Raw genomic sequence first — 20,175 nt, forward strand, 5'->3', positions numbered from 1 at the left:
CGGCTCGGCGCACTTTCTGCTCAGAAAGACAGACCGCCCGCAAGGAAGGAAAAGGGAGTCTGGAAACCGTATTAGACCAGCGATGTTTTCGTTTTAGTCAGGATTGTCATTCTGTACTTGAGTCGCTTTTCCAGGACATCCTGTTTCTGCTGGATATGGTATTGTCTTAGATAAGGAGGAAAACTTATGTCCTACAAAGAATTTGCAGGCAAGCTGACCGATTTTATTGCAGCGTGCCCAAGCATGTTTCATTCCGTACATTCCATTGCCGCTGAACTTGAAGCCAAAGGATTCAGCGCGCTGAAAGAAAAAGACGCCTGGAATCTTGAACCAGGCAAAGGCTACTATACAATTCGCAACAACAGTTCCATTATTGCGTTCATGATTCCGGAAAATCTGACTGACTATCATTTCCAGATGAGTGCAGCGCATACCGATTCTCCAACGTTTAAAATCAAATCCGTTCCGGAAATTACCGGACCGGCTGAATACATCCGTCTTAACGTCGAGGCGTACGGCGGAATGATCGATTCCACATGGCTCGATCGTCCTCTGACTATTGCCGGACGTGTCATGGTCGATACCGGCAACGGTCTCGAAAGCCGTCTGTTCTATATGGATCAGGATATTCTGACCATTCCAAACATGCCGATCCATTTCAACCGTGAGATCAACGAAGGCTTCGCGTTCAACCGTCAGGTGGATCTGTGCCCTCTGTTCTCCTGCGGCGCAATGACCAAAGGATCCTTCAATCAGATGGTTGCTGACGAACTTGGCGTAGATGTAAATGCCATCAAGGGCAAGGATCTGTTCCTGGTTAACCGTCAGAAAGGCATTCTCTGGGGCTACAAGGATGAATTCGTATCCAGCCCGAAACTTGACGACCTCGAATGCGCCTATACGACTCTGCAGGGCTTCCTGAATGCAGAACACGGAAACAAGATTGATGTTTACTGCTGCTTCGACAACGAAGAAGTCGGCTCCAACACCAAGCAGGGCGCTATGTCGACCTTCCTGCACGATGTGCTCCGTCGGATCAACAGCGCGCTCGGCAAAACGGAAGAAGAATACTACCGCGCCGTATCCGCAAGCTTCCTCGTATCGGCGGATAATGGCCATGCCGTTCATCCAAACCATCCGGAAAAAACCGATGCCGGCGAAAACACGGTTTACATGAACCACGGCCCAATTATTAAAGAGGCCGCTAACCAGAAGTACACAACCGACGCCTTCTCGAGATCTGTATTCACAATGATCTGCGAAAAAGCCGGCGTTCCTGTACAGAACTTCGCAAACCGTTCGAATATTGTCGGCGGATCGACGCTGGGCAACCTTTCCAATACTCAGGTATCTGTACACGCTGTTGACATCGGACTGGCTCAGCTGGCCATGCATTCTTCCTTTGAGACCGGCGGTGCCAAAGATCCGTACTATCTCTTCCAGGCGATGCAGACTTACTTCAGCACCAATATCAAGATTGACGGAGCAGACTCCGTAAGCTTCGAATAAATGGCGAAGAAGAAAAAAGAACCGGTCTGGCTGACCAAATCGATTACCAGCAACACCGCTGGCCTGATTGACGATGTTCCGTATCAGAAAGCGCTCGAACAGATCGATCGAACCGACGAGAGCGCCGGCATGAAGCATCTGCTGATCGGGTGGGCGGCTCAGGAGAGACTGGAAGACCGCAATCTTCCGGAAAAGCTGCTTTCCCGCAAGAGAAGCACTTCCTTTCGGGACTTTGCCAGAAAACAGATGATTGAAGATCGAGGAACCTTTCGTCTATCCGGCATAACGACCGCGTTTGCGATGGTTCTGCTCTGCTCCTTCATCCGCAATGCCATTTTCGGAAAGTATCTCGTTAACTTCTCGGTGGACGCCGTCGTTGCTGCCATTGGTGCAGCGCTTGCCATCCTGAACCTTAGAACGCAGCTGCAGACCGCTGAGCTGTACGGCAATACGCGGCCGATGGTTCTGACCGACGTCCTGGCTCTCGTCCTCTGGTTTTTGATGATGCAGGTCTTCCGCAATTTTGACAGCTCGATTGTGATTTTCCTGGTCACCTATTTCTTCAGCCTCTGGCGTTTCAAGAAAATGCAGGAAAAATTTATTCAGGAAAACCATTTAGAAATCAGCCTGAACGCTAAAAAATAGCGTTCAGGCTTTTTCTAATTTAAGAATCTGTCAGAACGCGAAGTCGGATCATCTAGAGACGCTCCGGATCCGGGCTGCGATCCTCTTTCTGGGGTGAGGATGATACGTGAACAGTGATAGGTGAAAGGCAGATCGAGCTGGAATGGAGGGATCGGTCTGCCAAGGTCCGAACTTTGCGTGGTCAGGCTAGATTCTATGTGCCGCTTTAATTGCGTTATATATGGATGAATGGGAAGAGCGTGCATACAAGCGAGGCGAACATATGGAAGAACGCGCAGAAATTCAAATAAGCGAATATGAGGGCAAATATAAGAAGCGCATATACGGCAAATAAGGCAAATAAGATAAATATAAGAAAGGAAAACGCAAAGTCGCCGCGACGGAAGCAGGAGATCGGAAGCCTGACGCCTGCGAGAATTCTGAGACTCTGGTGAATGATACATGAATCAGAGAGGACCGAGAACACTCAGGAGGATCAATGGAATGTCACAGCCATTTATACAGAAGCATCCACGTGCTGAGAACAGAGAAAAGCGGATTCGAAAAACGTACATAACTTCGATTTGGCGACGTCTTTTTTATCGTTTTGCCAAATACGAAATGACGACGTCAGGATTAAAAGAGTAAAAGCGCTTACACAATGATGAAAGAATTTTTCAATACGGAAAGAGGCTGAAAATCCGAAAAAGCCTTTACTCGTCGGGCCGGATCTTAAGAAAATGTAAAAATCGCCGAGAAATATCGCTTGTAATGAGGGGGATATTTTGATAGACTGTTCAAGCACTGCGAGGAAGTGCGAGGTTGCTGACCCACTGAAATACGTTGTCATGGAATGGGTTGGGGAATTCGCACAGAGCATGTTTATCAAGAATAAACGAAAGGAGTAACCATGGCAAAAAACACAATGAGAATCCGCTTGAAAGCGTACGAGCATCGCATTCTGGACGACAGCGCGAAGAAAATCGTTGAAGCTGCCCAGAAACATGGTGCAAAGAAAGTGGTTGGACCTGTACCTCTGCCAACAGAAAAACAGATCGTGACCATTCTTCGTGCGGTTCACAAGTACAAAGATTCCCGTGAACAGTTCGAAATCCGTACGCACAAGCGTCTGATCGAAATTGTTTCGCCGAACAAAGAAACTATCGATGCACTGCAGAGACTGGAACTGCCCAGCGGCGTTGACATCGAAATCAAACTTTAATGGAGGAAGTCATCGTGAAAGGTTTGTTAGGAAGAAAGTTAGGGATGACTCAGGTCTTCACAGAAGATGGCGTCCTGATTCCTGTAACTGTAATCGAAGCCGAACCCAACATTGTGCTGCAGGTGAAAACCGTTGAAACAGACGGCTACAATGCTGTACAGCTTGGTTTCGAAGACGTAAGAGAAAAACGTTCGACAAAACCTGAAATCGGACATGCCAAAAAAGCTGGCACTGCCCCGAAACGTTTTGTCCGCGAAGTCCGCGACTGTGACCTGGAAGTTCAGCCAGGCGACGCAGTAAGCGTAGACATCTTTACTGCTGGAGAAACTGTCGACGTAATCGGCACATCCAAAGGTAAAGGATATATGGGTACCATTTACCGCAACAATGCGCATCAGGGCCCAAAAACACATGGTGGATCCAAGAACATCCGTCACATCGGATCTCTGGCTACCAACGGTATTACATCCCGTCAGGGACGCATCATGAAGGGTACTGCAATGCCTGGTCATGAAGGTGCCAAACGCACAACTGCTCAGAACCTGACCGTAATCAAAGTTGATCCGGAAAACAACTACGTACTGATCAAAGGAAACGTTCCTGGTCCTAAAAAAGGAATGGTTATGATCCGCACAGCCAAAGCTTCTAAAGGCGATAAGGCTCCTGTAGTTCTGATCAACCGCACAGAGGAGGCTGGAGAATAATGGCACTCATCAATGTACTGAATCAGATGGGCGAAGTTGTCGGCTCCATCGAGCTGAACGACAGCATCTTCGCCATTGAACCGCATAAAGACGCTCTGTACGAAGCTGTTAAAATGCAGCAGGCCGGCAAGCGTCAGGGAACGCACTCCGTTAAAGGCCGCAGCGAAGTAAGCGGCGGCGGACGTAAGCCCTACCGTCAGAAAGGCACCGGACGTGCCCGTCAGGGTTCCATCCGTGCTGCACAGTGGAGAGGCGGCGGAATTGTATTCGGCCCGACTCCCCGTGATTACTCCTACAGAATCAATAAGAAAGTTCGCCGTCTGGCTCTGAAATCTGCGCTTTCCAGCAAGGTTCAGGACAACGAATTCGGCGTACTGAACGCTCTGGTATTCGACGTTCCGAAAACAAAAGAATTCGCAGCTGTTGTGGAAGCAATCAAAGCTCCAAGCAAGACCCTGTTCGTTGTAGGCATGGACGAAGATACAGATAATGCTTATCTCTCCGCCCGCAACATCCCGGATGTCATGATGATGAACTCCCGTGGCATCAACGTTTACGACCTGCTCAACGCAAACCAGGTGTTCATGACTGAACAGGCTGTAAAAGAAGTAGAGGAGGCCCTCGCTTAATGAAAGACTACAGAGATGTACTGATCCGTCCGGTTATCACAGAACAGTCCGTAGCCGCGATGGAAGACGAAGGCAAATACACCTTCGAAGTGCCGAAACAGACCAACAAGATCGAAGTTCGTCAGGCTGTTGAAAATCTGTTCGGCGTTAAGGTTGAAAAAGTCAACATCAGCAATACCAAAGCCCATACAAAACGCAGAGGCGCTACAGTCGGCGTTGTCAATGGTTTCAAGAAAGCCGTTGTTACTCTGAAGAAGGGCGAAAAGATCGACATCTTCGGCGAAGAAGAATAAACGATCCATAGCTTCCTTCCTCTATCTATATAGAGACAAGGAAAATACGCAAAACTGATTCCGAGGATCGAAGCCGATCCGATAAAAAGAAACGGTTTTGCATCAGGGAGAAGACGCTATTTCCTGAATAAACATCGCGTATTGAGAGGAGAAAAAGTTTATGCCAATCAAAAAGTATAAACCGACTACACCCGGCCGCCGTGGAATGTCTGTTCTGACTTTCGAAGAAATCACAAAGACAACTCCGGAACGCAGCCTGACTGCTCCGCTGAAATCCAAAGGCGGACGCAACAACACAGGCCGCATCACCACCCGTCACCAGGGCGGCGGTCACAAGAGAACTTACCGTATCATCGACTTCAAACGAAACAAGGACAGCATCCCTGCAACCGTTAAGGCGATTGAATATGACCCAAACCGTACTTGCAACATCGCTCTCGTAGCATATGCGGACGGTGAAAAACGCTACATCCTCGCTCCGAAAGGCCTCGAGGTCGGCGCTAAAATCGTTTCCGGTCCGGAAACGGATATCAAAGTCGGAAACGCATGCGAACTGCGCAACATGCCTGAAGGTACGATCGTTCACAACGTTGAGCTCCGTCCTGGCAAAGGCGGCCAGATGGCCCGTGCAGCCGGTGCTTCCGCACAGATTCTCGGTATTGAAGACAAATACGTTACGATGCGTCTGACATCCGGCGAAGTTCGCAAGGTACTCGGAACCTGCCGCGCTACTGTTGGCGCAGTCGGCAACGAAGACCACGCTCTGGTTAACCTCGGTAAAGCCGGAAGAACCCGCTGGAAAGGCGTTCGCCCGACAGTACGCGGTTCTGTAATGAACCCGAACGATCACCCGCATGGCGGTGGTGAAGGCCGTACGCCGATCGGCCGCAAGTCTCCAATGACGCCGTGGGGCAAGAAGGCTCTTGGCGTGAAGACACGTGCTAAGAAGAAAGCGTCGAACAAACTGATCGTACGCAGAAGAAACGGCAAATAGACAAGGAGAACGTTGAAATGAGTCGTAGTTTGAAAAAAGGACCTTTCGTCGACGAAAGCCTTATGAAAAAAGTTCAGGCTCTGAACGCTTCCAATAAAAAAGAAGTCATTAAGACCTGGAGCCGTCGTTCAACTATTTTCCCTGAATTCGTTGAACACACATTTGCCGTATACAACGGCAAGGAACACGTACCTGTGTTCGTAACCGAAGACATGGTTGGACACAAGCTCGGTGAGTTTGCCCCAACCCGCAAATACCTCGGCCACGCAGCCGATGACAAGAAAGGCAAGAAGTAGGAGGTCAGTATGGAAGCAAGAGCAACCGCAAAAACACTTCGCATTCAGCCCCGTAAAGCCAGACTTGTCCTGGACCTGATCCGCGGCAAAAATGTTGAAGAAGCTGCAGCCATCTGCAAGTTCACTCCCAACAAAGGCGGTGAAATGGTCGGCGCAGTCCTCAAAAGCGCAGTCGCCAACGCGGTGAACAACCACGAAATGGACGAAGAAAAACTGTATGTAAAAGAATGCTACGCAAACGAAGGCGTAACACTCAAGCGCTTCATGCCTCGTGCAAAAGGCAGCGCCAGTCCGATTCATAAACGTACCAGCCATATCACTGTTGTTGTGGCTGAGAAAGACTAAGGAGGAACACCATGGGTCAGAAAGTAAGCCCGATTGGAATGCGGACCGGTATCATCCGTGACTGGCAGTCCAGATGGTATGCAGATGATAAAGAATTCTCGAAACTCCTGATGGAAGACGTGAAGATCCGCGAATTCGTCGAGAACTATTATGCAAATCTCTCCAAAGCAGCAGCAGATAAGAGAAAAGCCGATCCTCAGATCTCGAGAATCGAAATTGAAAGAACGCAGAACCGAATGACTCTGATCATTCGTACTGCTCACCCAGGCGTTGTCATTGGTCAGGATGGAAAATCCATTGAAGGCCTGAAAAAAGCCCTGCAGAAAATGACTTCGGTTAAAAACCTGCAGATCAACGTCGTAGAAATCGCCAACCCGAACCTGGACGCTCGTCTGGTGGCTCGCTGGATCGCGAACGAACTCGAAAACCGTAAATCATTCCGTGCAACCCAGAAGAAAGCCATCCAGAACACCATGCGTTCCGGTGCGAAAGGCATCAAGACATCTGTTTCCGGCCGTCTTGGCGGAGCAGATATCGCCCGTACCGAAGGTTATTCCGAAGGTGTTGTACCACTGCACACACTTCGTTCGGATATCGACTATGCCCTTGAAGAAGCAGCTACCACTTACGGCCGTCTTGGCGTAAAAGTATGGATCTGCCGCGGTGAAGTTCTCCCTGGAGAAATGGTTAAAGAACCGGAAGCTCCAAAACAGAGACGCACTCGTCCTGCAAGAGGCAGAAACGGACGCAACGGCAACGACCGCCGTCAGGGCGGCAGAGGTGCCGGACGTCAGCCCCGCAGAGAAGGCGGACGCAGAGACAGCCGTTCCAATGCGAACGCTGCACCTGCCGCCGCAGCTCCTAAAGGAGGTAACGAATAATGTTAATGCCAAAGCGTACGAAGTACCGTCGTCCGCATCGTCTTTCCTACGAAGGACGTTCCAAAGCCGGCCGTAACGTCGAATTCGGCGAATACGGTCTGGTAGCAGACAGCGGCAACTACGTTTCCAACCGTCAGATCGAGGCAGCCCGTATTGCCATGACCCGTTACATGAAACGTGGCGGTAAAGTATGGATCCGGATCTTCCCGCATCTGGCCAGAACCAAAAAACCTCTTGAAGTCCGCATGGGTTCCGGTAAAGGTGCTCCAGAAGGATGGGTAGCTGTTGTTAAACCCGGCCGCGTAATGTTTGAAGTTGGCGGCGTACCGGAAGAAGTAGCTCGCGAGGCGCTCCGCCTGGCCAGCCACAAGCTTCCAGTTAAAACTCGTTTTGTTAAGAAAGGAGAAACTGAATAGTCATGAAGGCAAGTGAACTTCGCACAAAGACAGAAGCTGAACTGCTGCAGGAACTCAATCTCCTCAAAGATGAGCTGTTCAATCTCCGCTTCAAACAGGCAACTGGCCAGCTCGAGAATACTGCACGTCTTAAAGCGGTTAAAAAAGACATCGCCCGCATCAAAACCGTACTGGGCGAAATGAAACAGGCTTAATCAGGGAGGACTTGGACATGGAAGAAAGAAACAACCGAAAAGTTTACCGTGGCAGAGTCATTTCTGACAAGATGGACAAAACTGTTACGGTTGCCGTTGAAACGATGAAAAAACATCCGCTCTACGGCAAGCGCGTTAAATACACTAAGAAATTCAAAGCCCACGATGCGAAAAACGAAGCTAGAGAAGGAGATCTCGTTGAAATCATGGAAACAAGACCTCTTTCCAAAACCAAACGTTTCCGTCTGGTTAGCGTAGTGGAAAAAGCACGCGGCTAGAGTCAGGAGGAAGAGCAAATGATTCAAAATGAAAGCCGTTTGCGCGTAGCCGACAACACGGGTGCCAAGGAAGTCCTTGTCATTCGTCCTCTTGGCGGAAGCAAGCGCAAATTTGCCAACATCGGTGATGTCGTTGTCTGTGCTGTTAAACAGGCAGCTCCTGGCGGAGCCGTTAAAAAGGGTGACGTTGTAAAAGGCGTAATCGTTCGTTCCAAATACGGCGTACGTCGCGACAACGGAACCTACATCAAGTTCGACGACAACGCAGTCGTTCTGATCAAAGATGACAAAACCCCCCGGGGTACTCGTATTTTCGGCCCGGTTGCCCGTGAACTTCGTGACCACGACTTCATGAAGATCGTTTCTCTGGCACCGGAAGTGCTGTAAGGAGGATTTCTCGTGAAGATTAAAAAAGGTGACAAAGTTCAGGTAATGACCGGAGCTTACAAAGGAACCATCGGCGAAGTCCTTGCTGCATTCCCGAAAGAAGGCAAAGTCATCGTTGAAGGTGTCAACATCGTCAAAAAGCACATGAAACCGACCCAGTCCAACCCGGATGGCGGAATCGTTGAAAAAGAAGCGAAGATCGATGCATCGAACGTCGCTCTCTACGACGAAAAAGCCAAAGAAGCCGGCCGCATTGGCGTTAAGGTTTCCGTTGACGAAAATGGCAAGAAAACAAAAGTCCGCTACTTCAAGAAGAGCGGCAACGAACTGAAAGAAAAGAAGTAGGAGGATAGTAAATGAACCGGTTAAAAGAAAAATACCAGTCCGAGATCGTCCCGGCTATGATGAAGCAGTTCAACTATTCTTCCGTTATGCAGGTTCCGAAGATCGAAAAAGTCGTAATCAACATTGGTGTCGGCGATGCGATCCAGAACTCGAAATATCTTGACGAAGCTGTAGAAGAACTCGCAGCGATTTCCGGTCAGCAGCCGGTAATCACAAAGGCGAAAAAATCCATCGCGAACTTCAAGGTTCGTGAAGGCATGCCGATCGGCTGCAAGGTAACCCTGCGCGCGGACAGAATGTATGAATTCCTGGACAAACTGTTCAACATCTCTCTTCCGCGTGTAAGAGACTTCCGCGGTGTTTCAGACAGCGCCTTTGATGGACGCGGCAACTACACTCTCGGTGTTAAGGAACAGATCATCTTCCCGGAAATCGACTTCGATAAAGTCAACAAATCCCGTGGTATGGATGTCGTTATCGTAACCACCGCAGATACCAACGAAGAGGCAAAAGAGCTCCTTACCGCTCTTGGCATGCCCTTCGTTAAGAAATAGGAGGAACTCATGGCAAAAAAAGCGATGAAGTTGAAACAGCAGCGTCCTCAGAAATTCAAAGTTCGCGAGTACACTCGCTGTCAGAGATGCGGACGTCCGCACTCCGTACTGAAAAAATACGGCATCTGCCGTATCTGCTTCCGTGAACTGGCTTACAAAGGCCAGATCCCGGGTGTGAAAAAGGCTAGCTGGTAAGCAGGGAGGAAACAAGCATGACAATGACTGATCCGATCGCGGATATGCTCACCCGCATCCGCAACGCTCTTGCTCAGAAGCATGAGACTGTCTCCATGCCTTCCAGCAAAGAGAAGGAAAGAATTGCTAAAATCCTGGTCGAAGAAGGCTACATCAACGGTTTCTCCACAGAAGCTGACGGTGTTAAGAAAACGCTGACCATCGATCTGAAATACGGCAAGAACGGAGAACGCGTAATCTCCGGTCTGAAGAGAATTTCCAAGCCAGGCTTCCGTGTATACGCCGGCGCAGACAACCTGCCACGCGTACTGAACGGACTTGGCACTGCGATCATCTCCACATCCCACGGTGTGATGACCGATCGCGACGCAAAGAAAGCCAATGTAGGCGGCGAAGTACTCGCCTACATCTGGTAATAGTTCAGCAGGAGGAAAATACTGAATGTCACGTATCGGCAATAAACTGATTACCATTCCTGCCGGCGTAACTGTTGAAGTTGCTCCAGGGAATGAGGTGACTGTCAAAGGTCCTAAGGGAACTCTGACAAGAAAGTTCTCCGACATCCTCACGATCGAGGTTGAAGGAAACGAAGTAACTGTAAAACGTCCAAACGATCTCAAGGCCACAAAACAGCTGCACGGAACAACCCGTGCTCTGCTGCACAACATGGTAGTCGGCGTATCTGAAGGCTTCCAGAAAGATCTTGAACTCGTTGGTATCGGTTTCCGTACAGCGGTTAAAGGAAACAAGCTGACCATGAACGTCGGCTACTCCCACCCCGTTGAAAAAGAAATCTTCGAAGGACTCGAAGTAACCTGCCCAAGCGCAACCACAATTACCGTTAAGGGCATTGACAAGCAGCTCGTCGGCGAATTCGCTGCAGAAGTGCGCGCAGTTCGCAAACCTGAGCCTTACAAAGGAAAAGGTATTCGCTATAAAGGTGAACATATCCGTCGTAAGGAAGGTAAGACTGCTGGTAAGAAATAGTGGGAAAGGAGCAAGACTATGATTAAAAAACAGTCAAAAAACGAAGCAAGACAGAAACGTCATCTTCGCGTTCGCAAGAATGTCAGCGGAACTCCTGAATGCCCACGTCTGAACGTATTCAGAAGCAACGCCAACATCGAAGCCCAGATCATTGACGATACAAAAGGTCATACTCTGGTATCCGCTTCTTCCGTAGCCATGAAGCTCGAAAACGGCGGAAACATCGAAGCTGCCAAGAAAGTCGGCGCAGAAATTGCCCGCCGCGCTCTTGAAAGCAATATCAAGAAAGTCGTATTTGACCGCGGCGGATATCTCTACACCGGCCGTGTTCAGGCTTTAGCTGATGCCGCTCGCGAAGGCGGCCTGGAGTTCTAGGAGGTCGCCATGGCAAACAACGATAGAAGACAGAGAAGAGAACCGAAAGAGTTCGACGAACAGGTCATTTCCATCAACCGAATCTCCAAAACCGTAAAAGGCGGTCGTAAAATGCGTTTTGCGGCTCTGGTGGTTGTTGGTGACCGTAAAGGCCGTGTCGGTGTAGGTACCGGCAAGGCAAAAGAAGTACCGGAAGCGATCCGTAAAGCTACCGAAGCTGCACGTAAGAACATGTTCCTCGTGCCAATCGTTGGAACAACCATTCCACACGAAGTTACCGGTAAATACGGCGCTGGTGCTGTATTCATGAGACCCGCTACAGAAGGTACCGGTGTTATCGCCGGCGGCGCTACACGTGCCGTTCTGGAGCTGGCCGGTATCACCGATATCCTGACCAAGAACCTCGGCAGCCGTACAAAAATCAACACTGTACGTGCTACTGTGGAAGGACTTAAATCCCTGCGTACCCTGGATCAGGTAGCTGAACTTCGCGGTAAGAAACCCGAAGAAATCCGCGGGTAAGAAGGAGGAAACGAAATGAAACTGCATGAACTTTCCCAGAGTCAGTCCCGCAAAGCGAGAAAAAGAGTAGGACGCGGACCTGGTTCCGGCCTCGGCAAAACTGCCGGCCGCGGACAGAAAGGTCAGAAAGCCCGTTCCGGCGGCGGCGTTCGTCTCGGATTTGAAGGCGGACAGACCACACTGGCCCGCCGTCTTCCAAAGCGCGGCTTTACCAACTTCAACCGTAAGGAATATGCCATCATCAACGTGGCAGATCTGAACCGTTTTGAAGACGGAACCCACGTAACGCCACAGCTTCTCAAGGAAACCGGCATGCTGAAAAAACAGCTCGCTGGTGTCAAAGTCCTCGGTGAAGGAACTCTCGAGAAGAAGCTCACCGTAAGTGCTGCAAAATTCTCCAAGAGTGCTGAAGAGGCCATCGTCAAAGCAGGCGGAACCGTAGAGGTTCTCTAAAATGAAAACCGTTAAGGCAATCTTTGAGAACAAGGACATCCGTAACCGTCTCCTGTTCACTCTCTTTGCCTTCCTGGTGTACCGTCTGGGATGCGCAATTACCGTCCCCGACGTAAACACCGCCGGACTGGTTGGCAGCCTGGAAAATAACAGCCTGTTTGCGATGATGAGCCTGCTTGGAGGCGGCGGACTGGAACAGTTCTCCGTTTTCGCAATCGGTGTTACTCCCTATATCACCGCTTCCATCATCATCCAGCTCTTAAGCACGGATGTTATCCCAGCGCTGACTGAACTTTCCAAACAGGGTGCAACCGGACGCAAGAAACTCGATCAGTACACCCGCTATCTGGCGGTTGTCTTCGGTTTCGTGCAGTCCATCTCCCTGACGTACAGCTTTAACAATATGTACAGCGGTCTGTTCTACAACGGTCTTTCGACCGCCAGACTTCTGTACGTTGCCATGATCTTTACTGCAGGCTCCATGTTCCTGGTATGGCTTGGTGACCAGATCTCCTTAAAAGGCTTCGGCAACGGTATGTCCATGATCATCATGGCCGGTATCGTCGGCCGCATGCCGCAGCAGTTCTCTGCTGCGTGGTCTTCCCTGGTTACCGGTGCAGACGGTGCAGCTGCTCCCGCAAACGGAGGCTGGATCTTCGCCGCCTACATCCTCGTCTACCTGCTGATCATCGTCTTTGTCGTACTGATCAACACGGCAGAGCTGAAAATTCGAATCCAGTACACTTCGAGTTCTATGTCTCTGTCCAAAAAGGCTACGATGAACTACCTGCCGCTGAAGATTAATACGGCTTCCGTTATCCCAGTCATCTTTGCTTCTTCGGTAATGATGGCTCCGATTCAGGTCGCCAGCTTCTTCGCAAACGGCGCTTCCTGGTACACCACCATGTCCAACTGGCTTGGCCTTCGTACCTGGTACTCGCTGACCATCTACGTAGTTCTGATTATTCTGTTTACCTTCTTCTACTCCAAGATGCAGGTTAACCCGGAGCAGGTCGCTGAGAACCTCGCCAAATCTGGCGCATACATTCCCAGCGTTCGTCCAGGCAAGCAGACGGAAACCTATCTGGACAAAGCCCTTTCCCGTATTACCGTACTCGGCGCGCTGGCCCTTTCGGCTATCGCTGTTCTCCCGCATCTGATGCCTCTCATCTGGCCTCAGCTGCCGACGTCCATGGCTCTGGGTGGCACCGGAATGATCATCGTTGTCGGTGTTGCGATTGAGACCGTACGTCAGATTCAGGGACTGGTAACCCAGAAAGCGTACAAGAAGTACTACGACTTCGATTAATCAACACGAAACTATGAATCCGGCTGATTAACTCAGCCGGATTTTTTGGAGACAGACTATGAATATTTTAATTATGGGAGCCCCAGGCTCTGGCAAAGGAACCTTCAGCAGCCGTCTGAAAGAAACGTACAACCTTGACCATATTTCTACCGGCGATCTGTTCCGCGAAAACATTTCCAAAGGAACCGATCTGGGCAAGGAAGCCAAAAGCTGCATCGATGCCGGTCACCTTGTACCGGATGATATCGTTAACCGCATGGTTCTGGACTACCTCGCTAACCGCATGGACAAATCCAAGGACGGCTATCTGCTCGACGGCTATCCCCGCACGCTCGAACAGGCTAAAACCTTCAAGAAGATGACCGATTCCACGGATCTGGCTACCGATGTCGTTCTTTACCTCGACGTCCCGGAAGATGTGCTGACCAAGCGCATTCTCGGCCGCCGTTCCTGCCCGAACTGCGGCGAAATTTTCAATATCTACTTCAAACCGTCCGCAAAGGAAGGCATCTGCGACAACTGCGGTCATGAACTGACTTACCGCGCAGATGACAACGAAGAAAGTCTGAAAACACGTCTCGGCGACTACCATGCCCTGACGGAACCAGTCATCGGCTTCTATCACGATCTTGGCCTCCTCAAAAAAGTGGATGCTAACCGCGATTTTGAAGCGATCTGGACAGACATTGTCGAAAACCTGAAGCAGGCATAACATTCCGACCTTGCCTGCTCTACGATTCGATTCTGATGCGCGTCCTGGGAAATCCAAATCTTTATCCCCGTTTTGGATTCTGATCCGCACCGTTTCGAATCGCATTTGCCTCAAAACGATATTCATCTCTAGTTCTGTTTTCTGTTTCAAAGCGTAAAATCACACGCCATTCCGCTCCCCCGCAAGCTGCGGATTCATGCAACAGGAACGCAGGATATTAGAGTCGATCGATCCTCAATCCCTGCTTTTCTTTCGAAAAGGGGGATTTTTTTAATACGCCAACGCCGTTCATCCGATCGGCAGCCCCGTTTCAACGACACCCGATCAGTGGGCCCCCATCGCCCTAAAACGACAGATGACAGGTCAGCTGCAAGCCGGAATTGCACCTTAAACACAGTCAAAAAGGTGTTTGATATTTCTGCATATCCAAAACCGTACTCCCGTGAAGCGGGCATAATAAAAGTACAGAAGAACTCTTCAAAAGAGCTATTCTGTCTCATCATCATCAGCGGCCATCGCCGCATAAACAGGAGATGTAATCAACCATGGATAGAAAAATGAATCCAGATCCAAAGGACATTGCGCAAGACTGGATGAGCGTTCGGCATTCGGTTCATCAGTACAACGGAACGCCGTTGCCCATGGAAAATCAGAAAAAAAGCGTCAGTTCGGACGCCTGAATGGGTTCAGAGTGCGGTATTCATCTGCGATGCACCAATGGTTCTTTTCATGACCGTGATCGCGGCTTCATGGCTTCTGGAGCCTCCATTGCTTGCGCAATAGTTCAGGAGCACTTCGAAGGGAATATCGGATTCGAATGCGTCGGTGCAGCTTTTCAGTACGCAGCAGTCGGTATCGATCCCGACAAAGTAAAGCCGGTCAATGGAATTCTGCGCAAGAAATTCCCTGAACTCATCCGTAAAACAGGAATAGATCTTTTTCTGGAAAATCCGTTCACTTACCTGCGCGACGAAAGGATCCACCTGCGTAGAAGGCGTGTTTTCCATCAGACCCGTCCAGCCCATTCGAGAGACATAGGGGGAATCTGGCGTGTTAATAAACTGGGTAGCGACGATATGATAAAAATGCCGCCGGGACAGCAATGTTTTGAGGTTTGAAGGGACATCTTCCGTCGCAGGGGATAAAAACCCTTTCTGTACATCAATGATCACCAGACAGTCAGACATCGAAATCACTCCTTCTTGATAATAAAAATAATACCAGAGACAAAGATGATCCCGGCAGCCGTTATCCAGAAGAAGCGCCATCCATCCGTAAGCTGTTCTTCGAAAAGGGAAAAGAGCGTAGTCAGAATATCCAGATACGCAATGATGAAAAGCAGGATTTCACTTAGCCAGCCATATTTGCGCTGACGCTGGTTTTCCTCGGTTGTACGATCTTCAATCAGATATTCCAGGCGCTCAATAAGCTGATCCTTGTACTCCGTAAGTCCGCTCGACTCGATCAGCGCATTTCGAATTCTTGAAACGTAAACCGGCATGCTGGAATCCGCGGTCGTCATGAACTGATTGTAGCGAGTAAGGTACTGATTCCGTAATTTTCGCAGACTCAGGGAAGAAGCGGTTTCGGTGTCGGGACAGCCGAGATCCTGTAAAAGACAATACGTATACATCCACATGGCCTGCAAATCGATTTCCAGTGCATCCATAAACCGGACATAGTCTTTTCGAATTTCCCTGGAAGAGGTTATTACGGCAGCCCAGCTGATGTATACGTCGATATCTTCCCTTAATTCATAATCGTGAGGCAGCTCAACATCGGAAAGATCGGACTGATAGGGATCACGCATGTCATCTGTCAGAGGACATACGAAGGAATCTTCTTCATTGGCAAGGCTTGGCATCAGAAGAATTTTTAAAGATTTCACAAATGTGTCATCCGTTTTCATCATTTCCATATACTCCGCTGGATCAAGCCCTGTACAGAAATGACTGACGGTCATGACATACGACAATCCATTCGATTCCCAGTCTTCTTTCGAACTCTGCCGATGAGAGGAAGGAATGAGCGCACAAATCTGATGAAGCGCACGCAGCGTTTTCTGCATGGCGAGGGAAACAGCCGGATCTTCAAAACTGCAGATCCGGCTGTGCGCTTCGCGCCGGGAACGGCAGTAGTCCTTGGCAAACTGAGCTTTGCGAATGAGAAAGGAATCGTCGCACAAGGAGAAAACGGCAATGTCGCTTTTAAAGATATACAGATCAAGCCGGCTTTGAATATGCCAGCCTGCAGCAAGATCCGGGGAAAGCTTAACCAGAAATTCGGATCGTTCGACAGGAGCAAAATGATTCAGGCTCATGTACCGATCGATATGTTCCAGAGAGGTACCAGTTAATTCGCCGCCCAGATCGGCGGGGATATAGCGCCAGGGCTGAATAAAGGGTGAAGGGCATACGGTCTCCTGCTCAGGACTTGATCCTGCTGCAGACAAATCGGCCGTCGGACAGAAAAGGTAAGACAGAACGCCCAAAAGAGCAAGAAGAGAAGACAGAATATCCAGTTTTCATATTTCGTCAGTTTCTTCTGCACAACGCATCGTGTCGGATGGTTTTACAGGCAGGATGAGCAAGTCGAATGAGAATTTTATTTCCATATATAATACGGACTGGTCTACGACAAACCAGATCGATTTCTGAGGATGGATAAGAAGTGAAAAGAATGAACCGAATAAAACCAAAAATGAAATCAAATCATCGGCTTCTTCTTCTCCCCCTCAACCCGCACATCGTCCATAGATGCCTGTTGTTTTCAGGTGCATTCGATGCCAGCGCGAAAATGAGAACGAAATAACAGAGCAAGGAAATATCATCGAGCGTATTTCTGTGCCGGGACCGATGGATAATCGAAGCCGAAGGGGATTGCCGCCAGCAAACCGGCTGACCCTTGCATGAATCCATAATGGATATTTCATGTCGAATCGCTGAACGAACTGTTTTTCCTTTTTGACGGAACAGGCAGTCTGGAAAGGGAAAAGAGTCCCATAAGAGGAGAATGTTTCGTTTTCCGCTAAGATAAAGGAGTAGAAGTACGTACGGGCAGAAAAGACCCGTCCGGATTCGTTCACAAACTTTCACAAAATGTTTCAAATGGGTCATAACTTGAAACGAAAGGCAATTGCGTCTATACTGATTAGGCGCAATTTGTTTTACCAATGGTTCCTGAACGTGAATCATCAGGGCAGCGCCCTCAGCCGTCCGGCCCGCGGTCAGTGCCCGAAAGGGAATTCCGTGAACGCCGCGAAAGCGACAAGTAATGGATCGCGCCATCAGAAATTTCAATCATCACGTTTCTGCTAAAATACGCTCACTGCGTATGAGTGGATTTTAGAAGGTTGAATACGTGAATACGAAAGGGGTATACACATGAAAGTAAGACCATCCGTGAAACCCATCTGTGACAAATGCCGTGTCATCCGCCGCAAAGGCAGAGTCATGGTAATTTGCGAAAACCCGAAGCATAAACAGAGACAGGGTTAATTAGGACAACAGGAGGAACAAATGGCTCGTATTGCAGGAGTTGACATTCCAAATAACAAACGGTCTGTCATTGCCTTAACTTATATTTATGGAATCGGCAAACCTACTGCCGAAAAGATCCTTGCAGACTGCAAGATCAGCGAAGACACCCGCATCAAAGATCTGAGCGAAGCAGAAATGAACGCACTGCGTAAAGCAGTTGACCAGATCAAGGTAGAAGGCGACCTTCGCCGTGAAGTACAGCTGAACATCAAACGTCTGATGGAAATCGGCTGCTACAGAGGTATCCGTCACCGCAAAGGACTTCCAGTTCGCGGTCAGAGAACCAAGACTAATGCCAGAACACGCAAGGGCAAGGCGAAAACAGTAGCCAACAAGAAGAAGTAGAAAGGACTGGTGAAATACTGATATGGCAAAGAAACAGCAGATTAGAAAACGTCGCGTTAAAAAGAATGTTGCCAGAGGTATGGCGCACATCCACTCTACATTCAACAACACGATCGTAACCATTACCGACGAAGGCGGTAACGCAATTTCCTGGAGCTCCGCTGGAGCACTCGGCTTCAAGGGAAGCCGTAAGAGCACACCGTATGCAGCACAGATGGCTGCTGAGGCTGCAGGCAAGGCTGCAATGGATCACGGTATGAAATCCGTTGCGGTTGAAGTAAAAGGTCCAGGTCCTGGACGTGAAGCCGCTGTCCGTGCTCTGCAGGTTGCAGGTCTGGACATCACAATGATCAACGACGTAACACCTATTCCCCATAACGGATGCCGTCCGCCGAAGAGACCACGCGGCTAATCCATCCGGATCTATTCATTTCCTGAACATCACTGTTCCATTGGCCAGCCGGCTATTCCGGTTTCGGGTCAATCCATTTTGTTTTGGATGAAATCCGGTCAATGATAAGGAAAGAATTCATCGCTCTATTGGGAAATAAAGGAGGCCCGGCAGAATGACTAACTACGAGATTACTACGCTGGAAGAGACTGACACCCTTGGAAAATTCGAAATGTCGCCTCTCCCGGATCAGTTCGGAATTACCCTGGGAAATTCACTGAGAAGAGTGCTTCTCTCTGCAATTCCTGGAGGCGCTGTCTTCAGCATTCGAATTGATGACGTCTATCACGAGTTTACAGGTGTGGAGGGCGTCACCGAAGACGTTTCGGCGATCATCCTGAACCTGAAAAAACTGATTCTGAGTATCGATATCAGCGACAACGAGATTTATACATTGCGCATTCATGAAACAGGACCATGCGTTGTCACTGCAGGCGATATTCAGTGCCCGGAAGGGGTTAAAGTGCTTAACCCGGATCTTCCGATCTGTACTCTGTCTGCCGGTAAGGAATTTTCCATGGAAATGCAGGCCAAACTTGGCCGCGGCTTTGTGGCAGCTGATATCAACAAGCACCGCCACGCTGGCCCGAACTCCCCGATCGGAGTCATCTACACCGATTCTCTTTTCTCCCCGGTAGTACGCGTTGCCTATTCCACACGTTCGGAATACAACGAGGACCACAAGCCTTATGACGTACTGACGATGGAGATTGAAACCGACGGAACTCTCAAACCGTTCCAGACGCTCGCCATCGCATCGAAGATCCTGCGCGATCACCTTGCGATTATCGGTGAAGCCAATGTGGCGCAGGAGGATCCGGCTCTTGAAGAAGAAGAGATTCTCAAGGAACGCAATGCATCGCTCAAATCCAAGATGATTGAAGACCTTGAACTTTCGGTTCGTTCCTACAACTGTCTGAAACGTGCCGGTATTTCCACCGTAGATGAACTGTGCCAGAAGACTGAATACGAAATGCAGCATGTCAGAAATCTTGGCAAGAAATCGCTGCTTGAAATCAAAGACAAAATCTACTCCCTCGGTCTTTCCTTTAAGGCCGGCGGAGATAATCAATAGGAGTCAAAGATGAAAAACCGTAAACTCGGCCGCACTTCTGATCATCGTAAAGCCCTGCTTCGCAACATGGCCACTTCGCTGATCGAAAACGGCTCAATGGAAACCACTGAAATGAAAGCCAAAGAGCTCAGTTCAGTGATGGATCGTCTCGTCACTCTCGCTAAACGTGGAGATCTTCACGCTCGCCGTCAGGCAGCTGCGTTTGTTCGCAACGTTGAAGTTGATGACGAAGGCACAACTGCTCTGCAGAAACTGTTCGACGAAATCGGACCCGCTTATGCGGATCGTACCGGCGGATACACACGTGTTGTTAAAACACGCATCCGTCGCGGTGATGCTGCTCCGATGGCAATCGTTGAATTCGTGAAGTAAACGATCATATAACCAATTTGAAGAAGGCTTCGGCCTTCTCTTTTTTTTCGCTCTTTTGAAAAATCTGGACCAACATACTCTTTCGTCTGTTCAAAAAACCGGGAGTCCGTCAAAGCGGAGTAAGCGTCAAATAAAAGACGGGTATTTTCTCGACCGCCTCCTTGGGATA

Annotated in this window: 32 protein-coding genes; 30 read left to right on the plus strand and 2 right to left on the minus strand. The window is 49.4% G+C overall.

Annotated features, from left to right (window positions below):
- Positions 1-186: 186 nt before the first annotated feature.
- From Q2J39_RS04815 to Q2J39_RS04935, 25 genes are all read left to right on the plus strand, one after another.
- Entirely contained in the window at positions 187-1,509 is a 1,323-nt protein-coding gene (locus Q2J39_RS04815; protein ID WP_230268169.1) for a M18 family aminopeptidase, read from the plus strand.
- Positions 1,510-2,154 carry a hypothetical protein gene (locus tag Q2J39_RS04820; protein ID WP_288338761.1) on the plus strand — a complete coding sequence of 215 codons (645 nt, stop codon included), beginning with the start codon at positions 1,510-1,512 and terminating at the stop codon, positions 2,152-2,154.
- Between the two features lie 889 nt (positions 2,155-3,043).
- Positions 3,044-3,355 carry a 30S ribosomal protein S10 gene (gene rpsJ / locus Q2J39_RS04825; protein ID WP_230268138.1) on the plus strand — a complete coding sequence of 104 codons (312 nt, stop codon included), beginning with the start codon at positions 3,044-3,046 and terminating at the stop codon, positions 3,353-3,355.
- A 14-nt stretch (positions 3,356-3,369) separates the two neighbouring features.
- Positions 3,370-4,059: a 50S ribosomal protein L3 gene (gene rplC / locus Q2J39_RS04830; RefSeq protein ID WP_230268139.1), complete on the plus strand. Its 690-nt coding sequence runs from the start codon at positions 3,370-3,372 to the stop codon at positions 4,057-4,059.
- A complete protein-coding gene (gene rplD / locus Q2J39_RS04835; RefSeq protein ID WP_288338762.1) occupies positions 4,059-4,688 on the plus strand; it encodes a 50S ribosomal protein L4 in 630 nt (209 codons plus the stop codon). Before rplC ends, rplD begins: the two co-directional genes overlap by 1 nt.
- The gene (gene rplW / locus Q2J39_RS04840; protein WP_230268141.1) at positions 4,688-4,981 is read left to right on the plus strand and encodes a 50S ribosomal protein L23; all 294 of its coding nucleotides are present in this window, start codon (positions 4,688-4,690) and stop codon (positions 4,979-4,981) included. The genes rplD and rplW overlap by 1 nt, the downstream gene beginning before the upstream one ends.
- A gap of 160 nt (positions 4,982-5,141) precedes the next feature.
- Positions 5,142-5,975, plus strand: coding sequence for a 50S ribosomal protein L2 (gene rplB, locus Q2J39_RS04845; RefSeq protein ID WP_230268142.1), 834 nt, complete (start codon positions 5,142-5,144; stop codon positions 5,973-5,975).
- A gap of 17 nt (positions 5,976-5,992) precedes the next feature.
- On the plus strand, positions 5,993-6,271 hold the full coding sequence (gene rpsS, locus Q2J39_RS04850; RefSeq protein WP_230268143.1) for a 30S ribosomal protein S19: 279 nt from the start codon (positions 5,993-5,995) through the stop codon (positions 6,269-6,271).
- Positions 6,272-6,280: 9 nt separating this feature from the next.
- Complete coding sequence (gene rplV, locus Q2J39_RS04855) at positions 6,281-6,616, plus strand: 50S ribosomal protein L22 (RefSeq protein ID WP_230268144.1); 336 nt, start codon at positions 6,281-6,283, stop codon at positions 6,614-6,616.
- An 11-nt stretch (positions 6,617-6,627) separates the two neighbouring features.
- Positions 6,628-7,497: a 30S ribosomal protein S3 gene (rpsC, locus tag Q2J39_RS04860; protein ID WP_230268145.1), complete on the plus strand. Its 870-nt coding sequence runs from the start codon at positions 6,628-6,630 to the stop codon at positions 7,495-7,497.
- The gene (gene rplP, locus Q2J39_RS04865) at positions 7,497-7,913 is read left to right on the plus strand and encodes a 50S ribosomal protein L16 (RefSeq protein ID WP_230268146.1); all 417 of its coding nucleotides are present in this window, start codon (positions 7,497-7,499) and stop codon (positions 7,911-7,913) included. The genes rpsC and rplP overlap by 1 nt, the downstream gene beginning before the upstream one ends.
- A 2-nt stretch (positions 7,914-7,915) precedes the next feature.
- A complete protein-coding gene (gene rpmC, locus Q2J39_RS04870; RefSeq protein ID WP_230268147.1) occupies positions 7,916-8,107 on the plus strand; it encodes a 50S ribosomal protein L29 in 192 nt (63 codons plus the stop codon).
- A gap of 17 nt (positions 8,108-8,124) precedes the next feature.
- Positions 8,125-8,385, plus strand: a complete 261-nt coding sequence (gene rpsQ / locus Q2J39_RS04875; RefSeq protein ID WP_230268148.1) for a 30S ribosomal protein S17 — start codon at positions 8,125-8,127, stop codon at positions 8,383-8,385.
- 18 nt (positions 8,386-8,403) lie between these two features.
- Positions 8,404-8,772 carry a 50S ribosomal protein L14 gene (rplN, locus tag Q2J39_RS04880; protein ID WP_230268149.1) on the plus strand — a complete coding sequence of 123 codons (369 nt, stop codon included), beginning with the start codon at positions 8,404-8,406 and terminating at the stop codon, positions 8,770-8,772.
- Positions 8,773-8,784: 12 nt separating this feature from the next.
- Positions 8,785-9,117, plus strand: a complete 333-nt coding sequence (gene rplX, locus Q2J39_RS04885; protein ID WP_230268150.1) for a 50S ribosomal protein L24 — start codon at positions 8,785-8,787, stop codon at positions 9,115-9,117.
- 11 nt (positions 9,118-9,128) lie between these two features.
- Positions 9,129-9,671: a 50S ribosomal protein L5 gene (rplE, locus tag Q2J39_RS04890; protein ID WP_230268151.1), complete on the plus strand. Its 543-nt coding sequence runs from the start codon at positions 9,129-9,131 to the stop codon at positions 9,669-9,671.
- Positions 9,672-9,680: 9 nt separating this feature from the next.
- Positions 9,681-9,866: a type Z 30S ribosomal protein S14 gene (locus Q2J39_RS04895; protein WP_019893566.1), complete on the plus strand. Its 186-nt coding sequence runs from the start codon at positions 9,681-9,683 to the stop codon at positions 9,864-9,866.
- A 17-nt stretch (positions 9,867-9,883) separates the two neighbouring features.
- Entirely contained in the window at positions 9,884-10,282 is a 399-nt protein-coding gene (gene rpsH, locus Q2J39_RS04900; RefSeq protein ID WP_230268152.1) for a 30S ribosomal protein S8, read from the plus strand.
- A gap of 25 nt (positions 10,283-10,307) precedes the next feature.
- Entirely contained in the window at positions 10,308-10,853 is a 546-nt protein-coding gene (rplF, locus tag Q2J39_RS04905; RefSeq protein ID WP_230268153.1) for a 50S ribosomal protein L6, read from the plus strand.
- Positions 10,854-10,871: 18 nt separating this feature from the next.
- A complete protein-coding gene (gene rplR / locus Q2J39_RS04910) occupies positions 10,872-11,228 on the plus strand; it encodes a 50S ribosomal protein L18 (RefSeq protein ID WP_230268154.1) in 357 nt (118 codons plus the stop codon).
- A gap of 9 nt (positions 11,229-11,237) precedes the next feature.
- On the plus strand, positions 11,238-11,750 hold the full coding sequence (gene rpsE, locus Q2J39_RS04915) for a 30S ribosomal protein S5 (RefSeq protein ID WP_230268155.1): 513 nt from the start codon (positions 11,238-11,240) through the stop codon (positions 11,748-11,750).
- A 15-nt stretch (positions 11,751-11,765) separates the two neighbouring features.
- Entirely contained in the window at positions 11,766-12,203 is a 438-nt protein-coding gene (gene rplO, locus Q2J39_RS04920) for a 50S ribosomal protein L15 (protein ID WP_230268156.1), read from the plus strand.
- A gap of 1 nt (position 12,204) precedes the next feature.
- Positions 12,205-13,512, plus strand: a complete 1,308-nt coding sequence (gene secY / locus Q2J39_RS04925; RefSeq protein ID WP_288338765.1) for a preprotein translocase subunit SecY — start codon at positions 12,205-12,207, stop codon at positions 13,510-13,512.
- A 58-nt stretch (positions 13,513-13,570) separates the two neighbouring features.
- Entirely contained in the window at positions 13,571-14,224 is a 654-nt protein-coding gene (locus tag Q2J39_RS04930) for an adenylate kinase (RefSeq protein WP_230268158.1), read from the plus strand.
- Positions 14,225-14,769: 545 nt separating this feature from the next.
- On the plus strand, positions 14,770-14,904 hold the full coding sequence (locus tag Q2J39_RS04935) for a hypothetical protein (RefSeq protein WP_288338766.1): 135 nt from the start codon (positions 14,770-14,772) through the stop codon (positions 14,902-14,904).
- Positions 14,905-14,910: 6 nt separating this feature from the next.
- On the opposite strand, the gene Q2J39_RS04940 is transcribed toward Q2J39_RS04935, so the two are convergent.
- Both Q2J39_RS04940 and Q2J39_RS04945 read right to left on the minus strand, forming a co-directional pair.
- Complete coding sequence (locus Q2J39_RS04940) at positions 14,911-15,411, minus strand: isochorismatase family cysteine hydrolase (RefSeq protein WP_288338767.1); 501 nt, start codon at positions 15,409-15,411, stop codon at positions 14,911-14,913.
- A 5-nt stretch (positions 15,412-15,416) separates the two neighbouring features.
- Entirely contained in the window at positions 15,417-16,676 is a 1,260-nt protein-coding gene (locus Q2J39_RS04945) for a hypothetical protein (RefSeq protein WP_288820665.1), read from the minus strand.
- Between the two features lie 931 nt (positions 16,677-17,607).
- Here Q2J39_RS04945 and rpmJ point away from each other — a divergent pair.
- The 5 genes from rpmJ (at position 17,608) to rplQ (ending at position 20,006) form a co-directional block, all read left to right on the plus strand.
- The gene (gene rpmJ / locus Q2J39_RS04950; protein WP_075819078.1) at positions 17,608-17,721 is read left to right on the plus strand and encodes a 50S ribosomal protein L36; all 114 of its coding nucleotides are present in this window, start codon (positions 17,608-17,610) and stop codon (positions 17,719-17,721) included.
- 21 nt (positions 17,722-17,742) lie between these two features.
- Positions 17,743-18,108, plus strand: a complete 366-nt coding sequence (gene rpsM, locus Q2J39_RS04955; protein WP_230268162.1) for a 30S ribosomal protein S13 — start codon at positions 17,743-17,745, stop codon at positions 18,106-18,108.
- A 22-nt stretch (positions 18,109-18,130) separates the two neighbouring features.
- Positions 18,131-18,520, plus strand: coding sequence for a 30S ribosomal protein S11 (gene rpsK, locus Q2J39_RS04960; protein WP_230226636.1), 390 nt, complete (start codon positions 18,131-18,133; stop codon positions 18,518-18,520).
- Positions 18,521-18,674: 154 nt separating this feature from the next.
- The gene (locus Q2J39_RS04965; RefSeq protein ID WP_230268163.1) at positions 18,675-19,634 is read left to right on the plus strand and encodes a DNA-directed RNA polymerase subunit alpha; all 960 of its coding nucleotides are present in this window, start codon (positions 18,675-18,677) and stop codon (positions 19,632-19,634) included.
- 9 nt (positions 19,635-19,643) lie between these two features.
- On the plus strand, positions 19,644-20,006 hold the full coding sequence (rplQ, locus tag Q2J39_RS04970; RefSeq protein WP_230268164.1) for a 50S ribosomal protein L17: 363 nt from the start codon (positions 19,644-19,646) through the stop codon (positions 20,004-20,006).
- Positions 20,007-20,175: the final 169 nt, after the last annotated feature.

This window comes from uncultured Allobaculum sp. (assembly GCF_948576815.1).
GTDB classification, from domain to species: domain Bacteria; phylum Bacillota_I; class Bacilli_A; order Erysipelotrichales; family Erysipelotrichaceae; genus Allobaculum; species Allobaculum fili.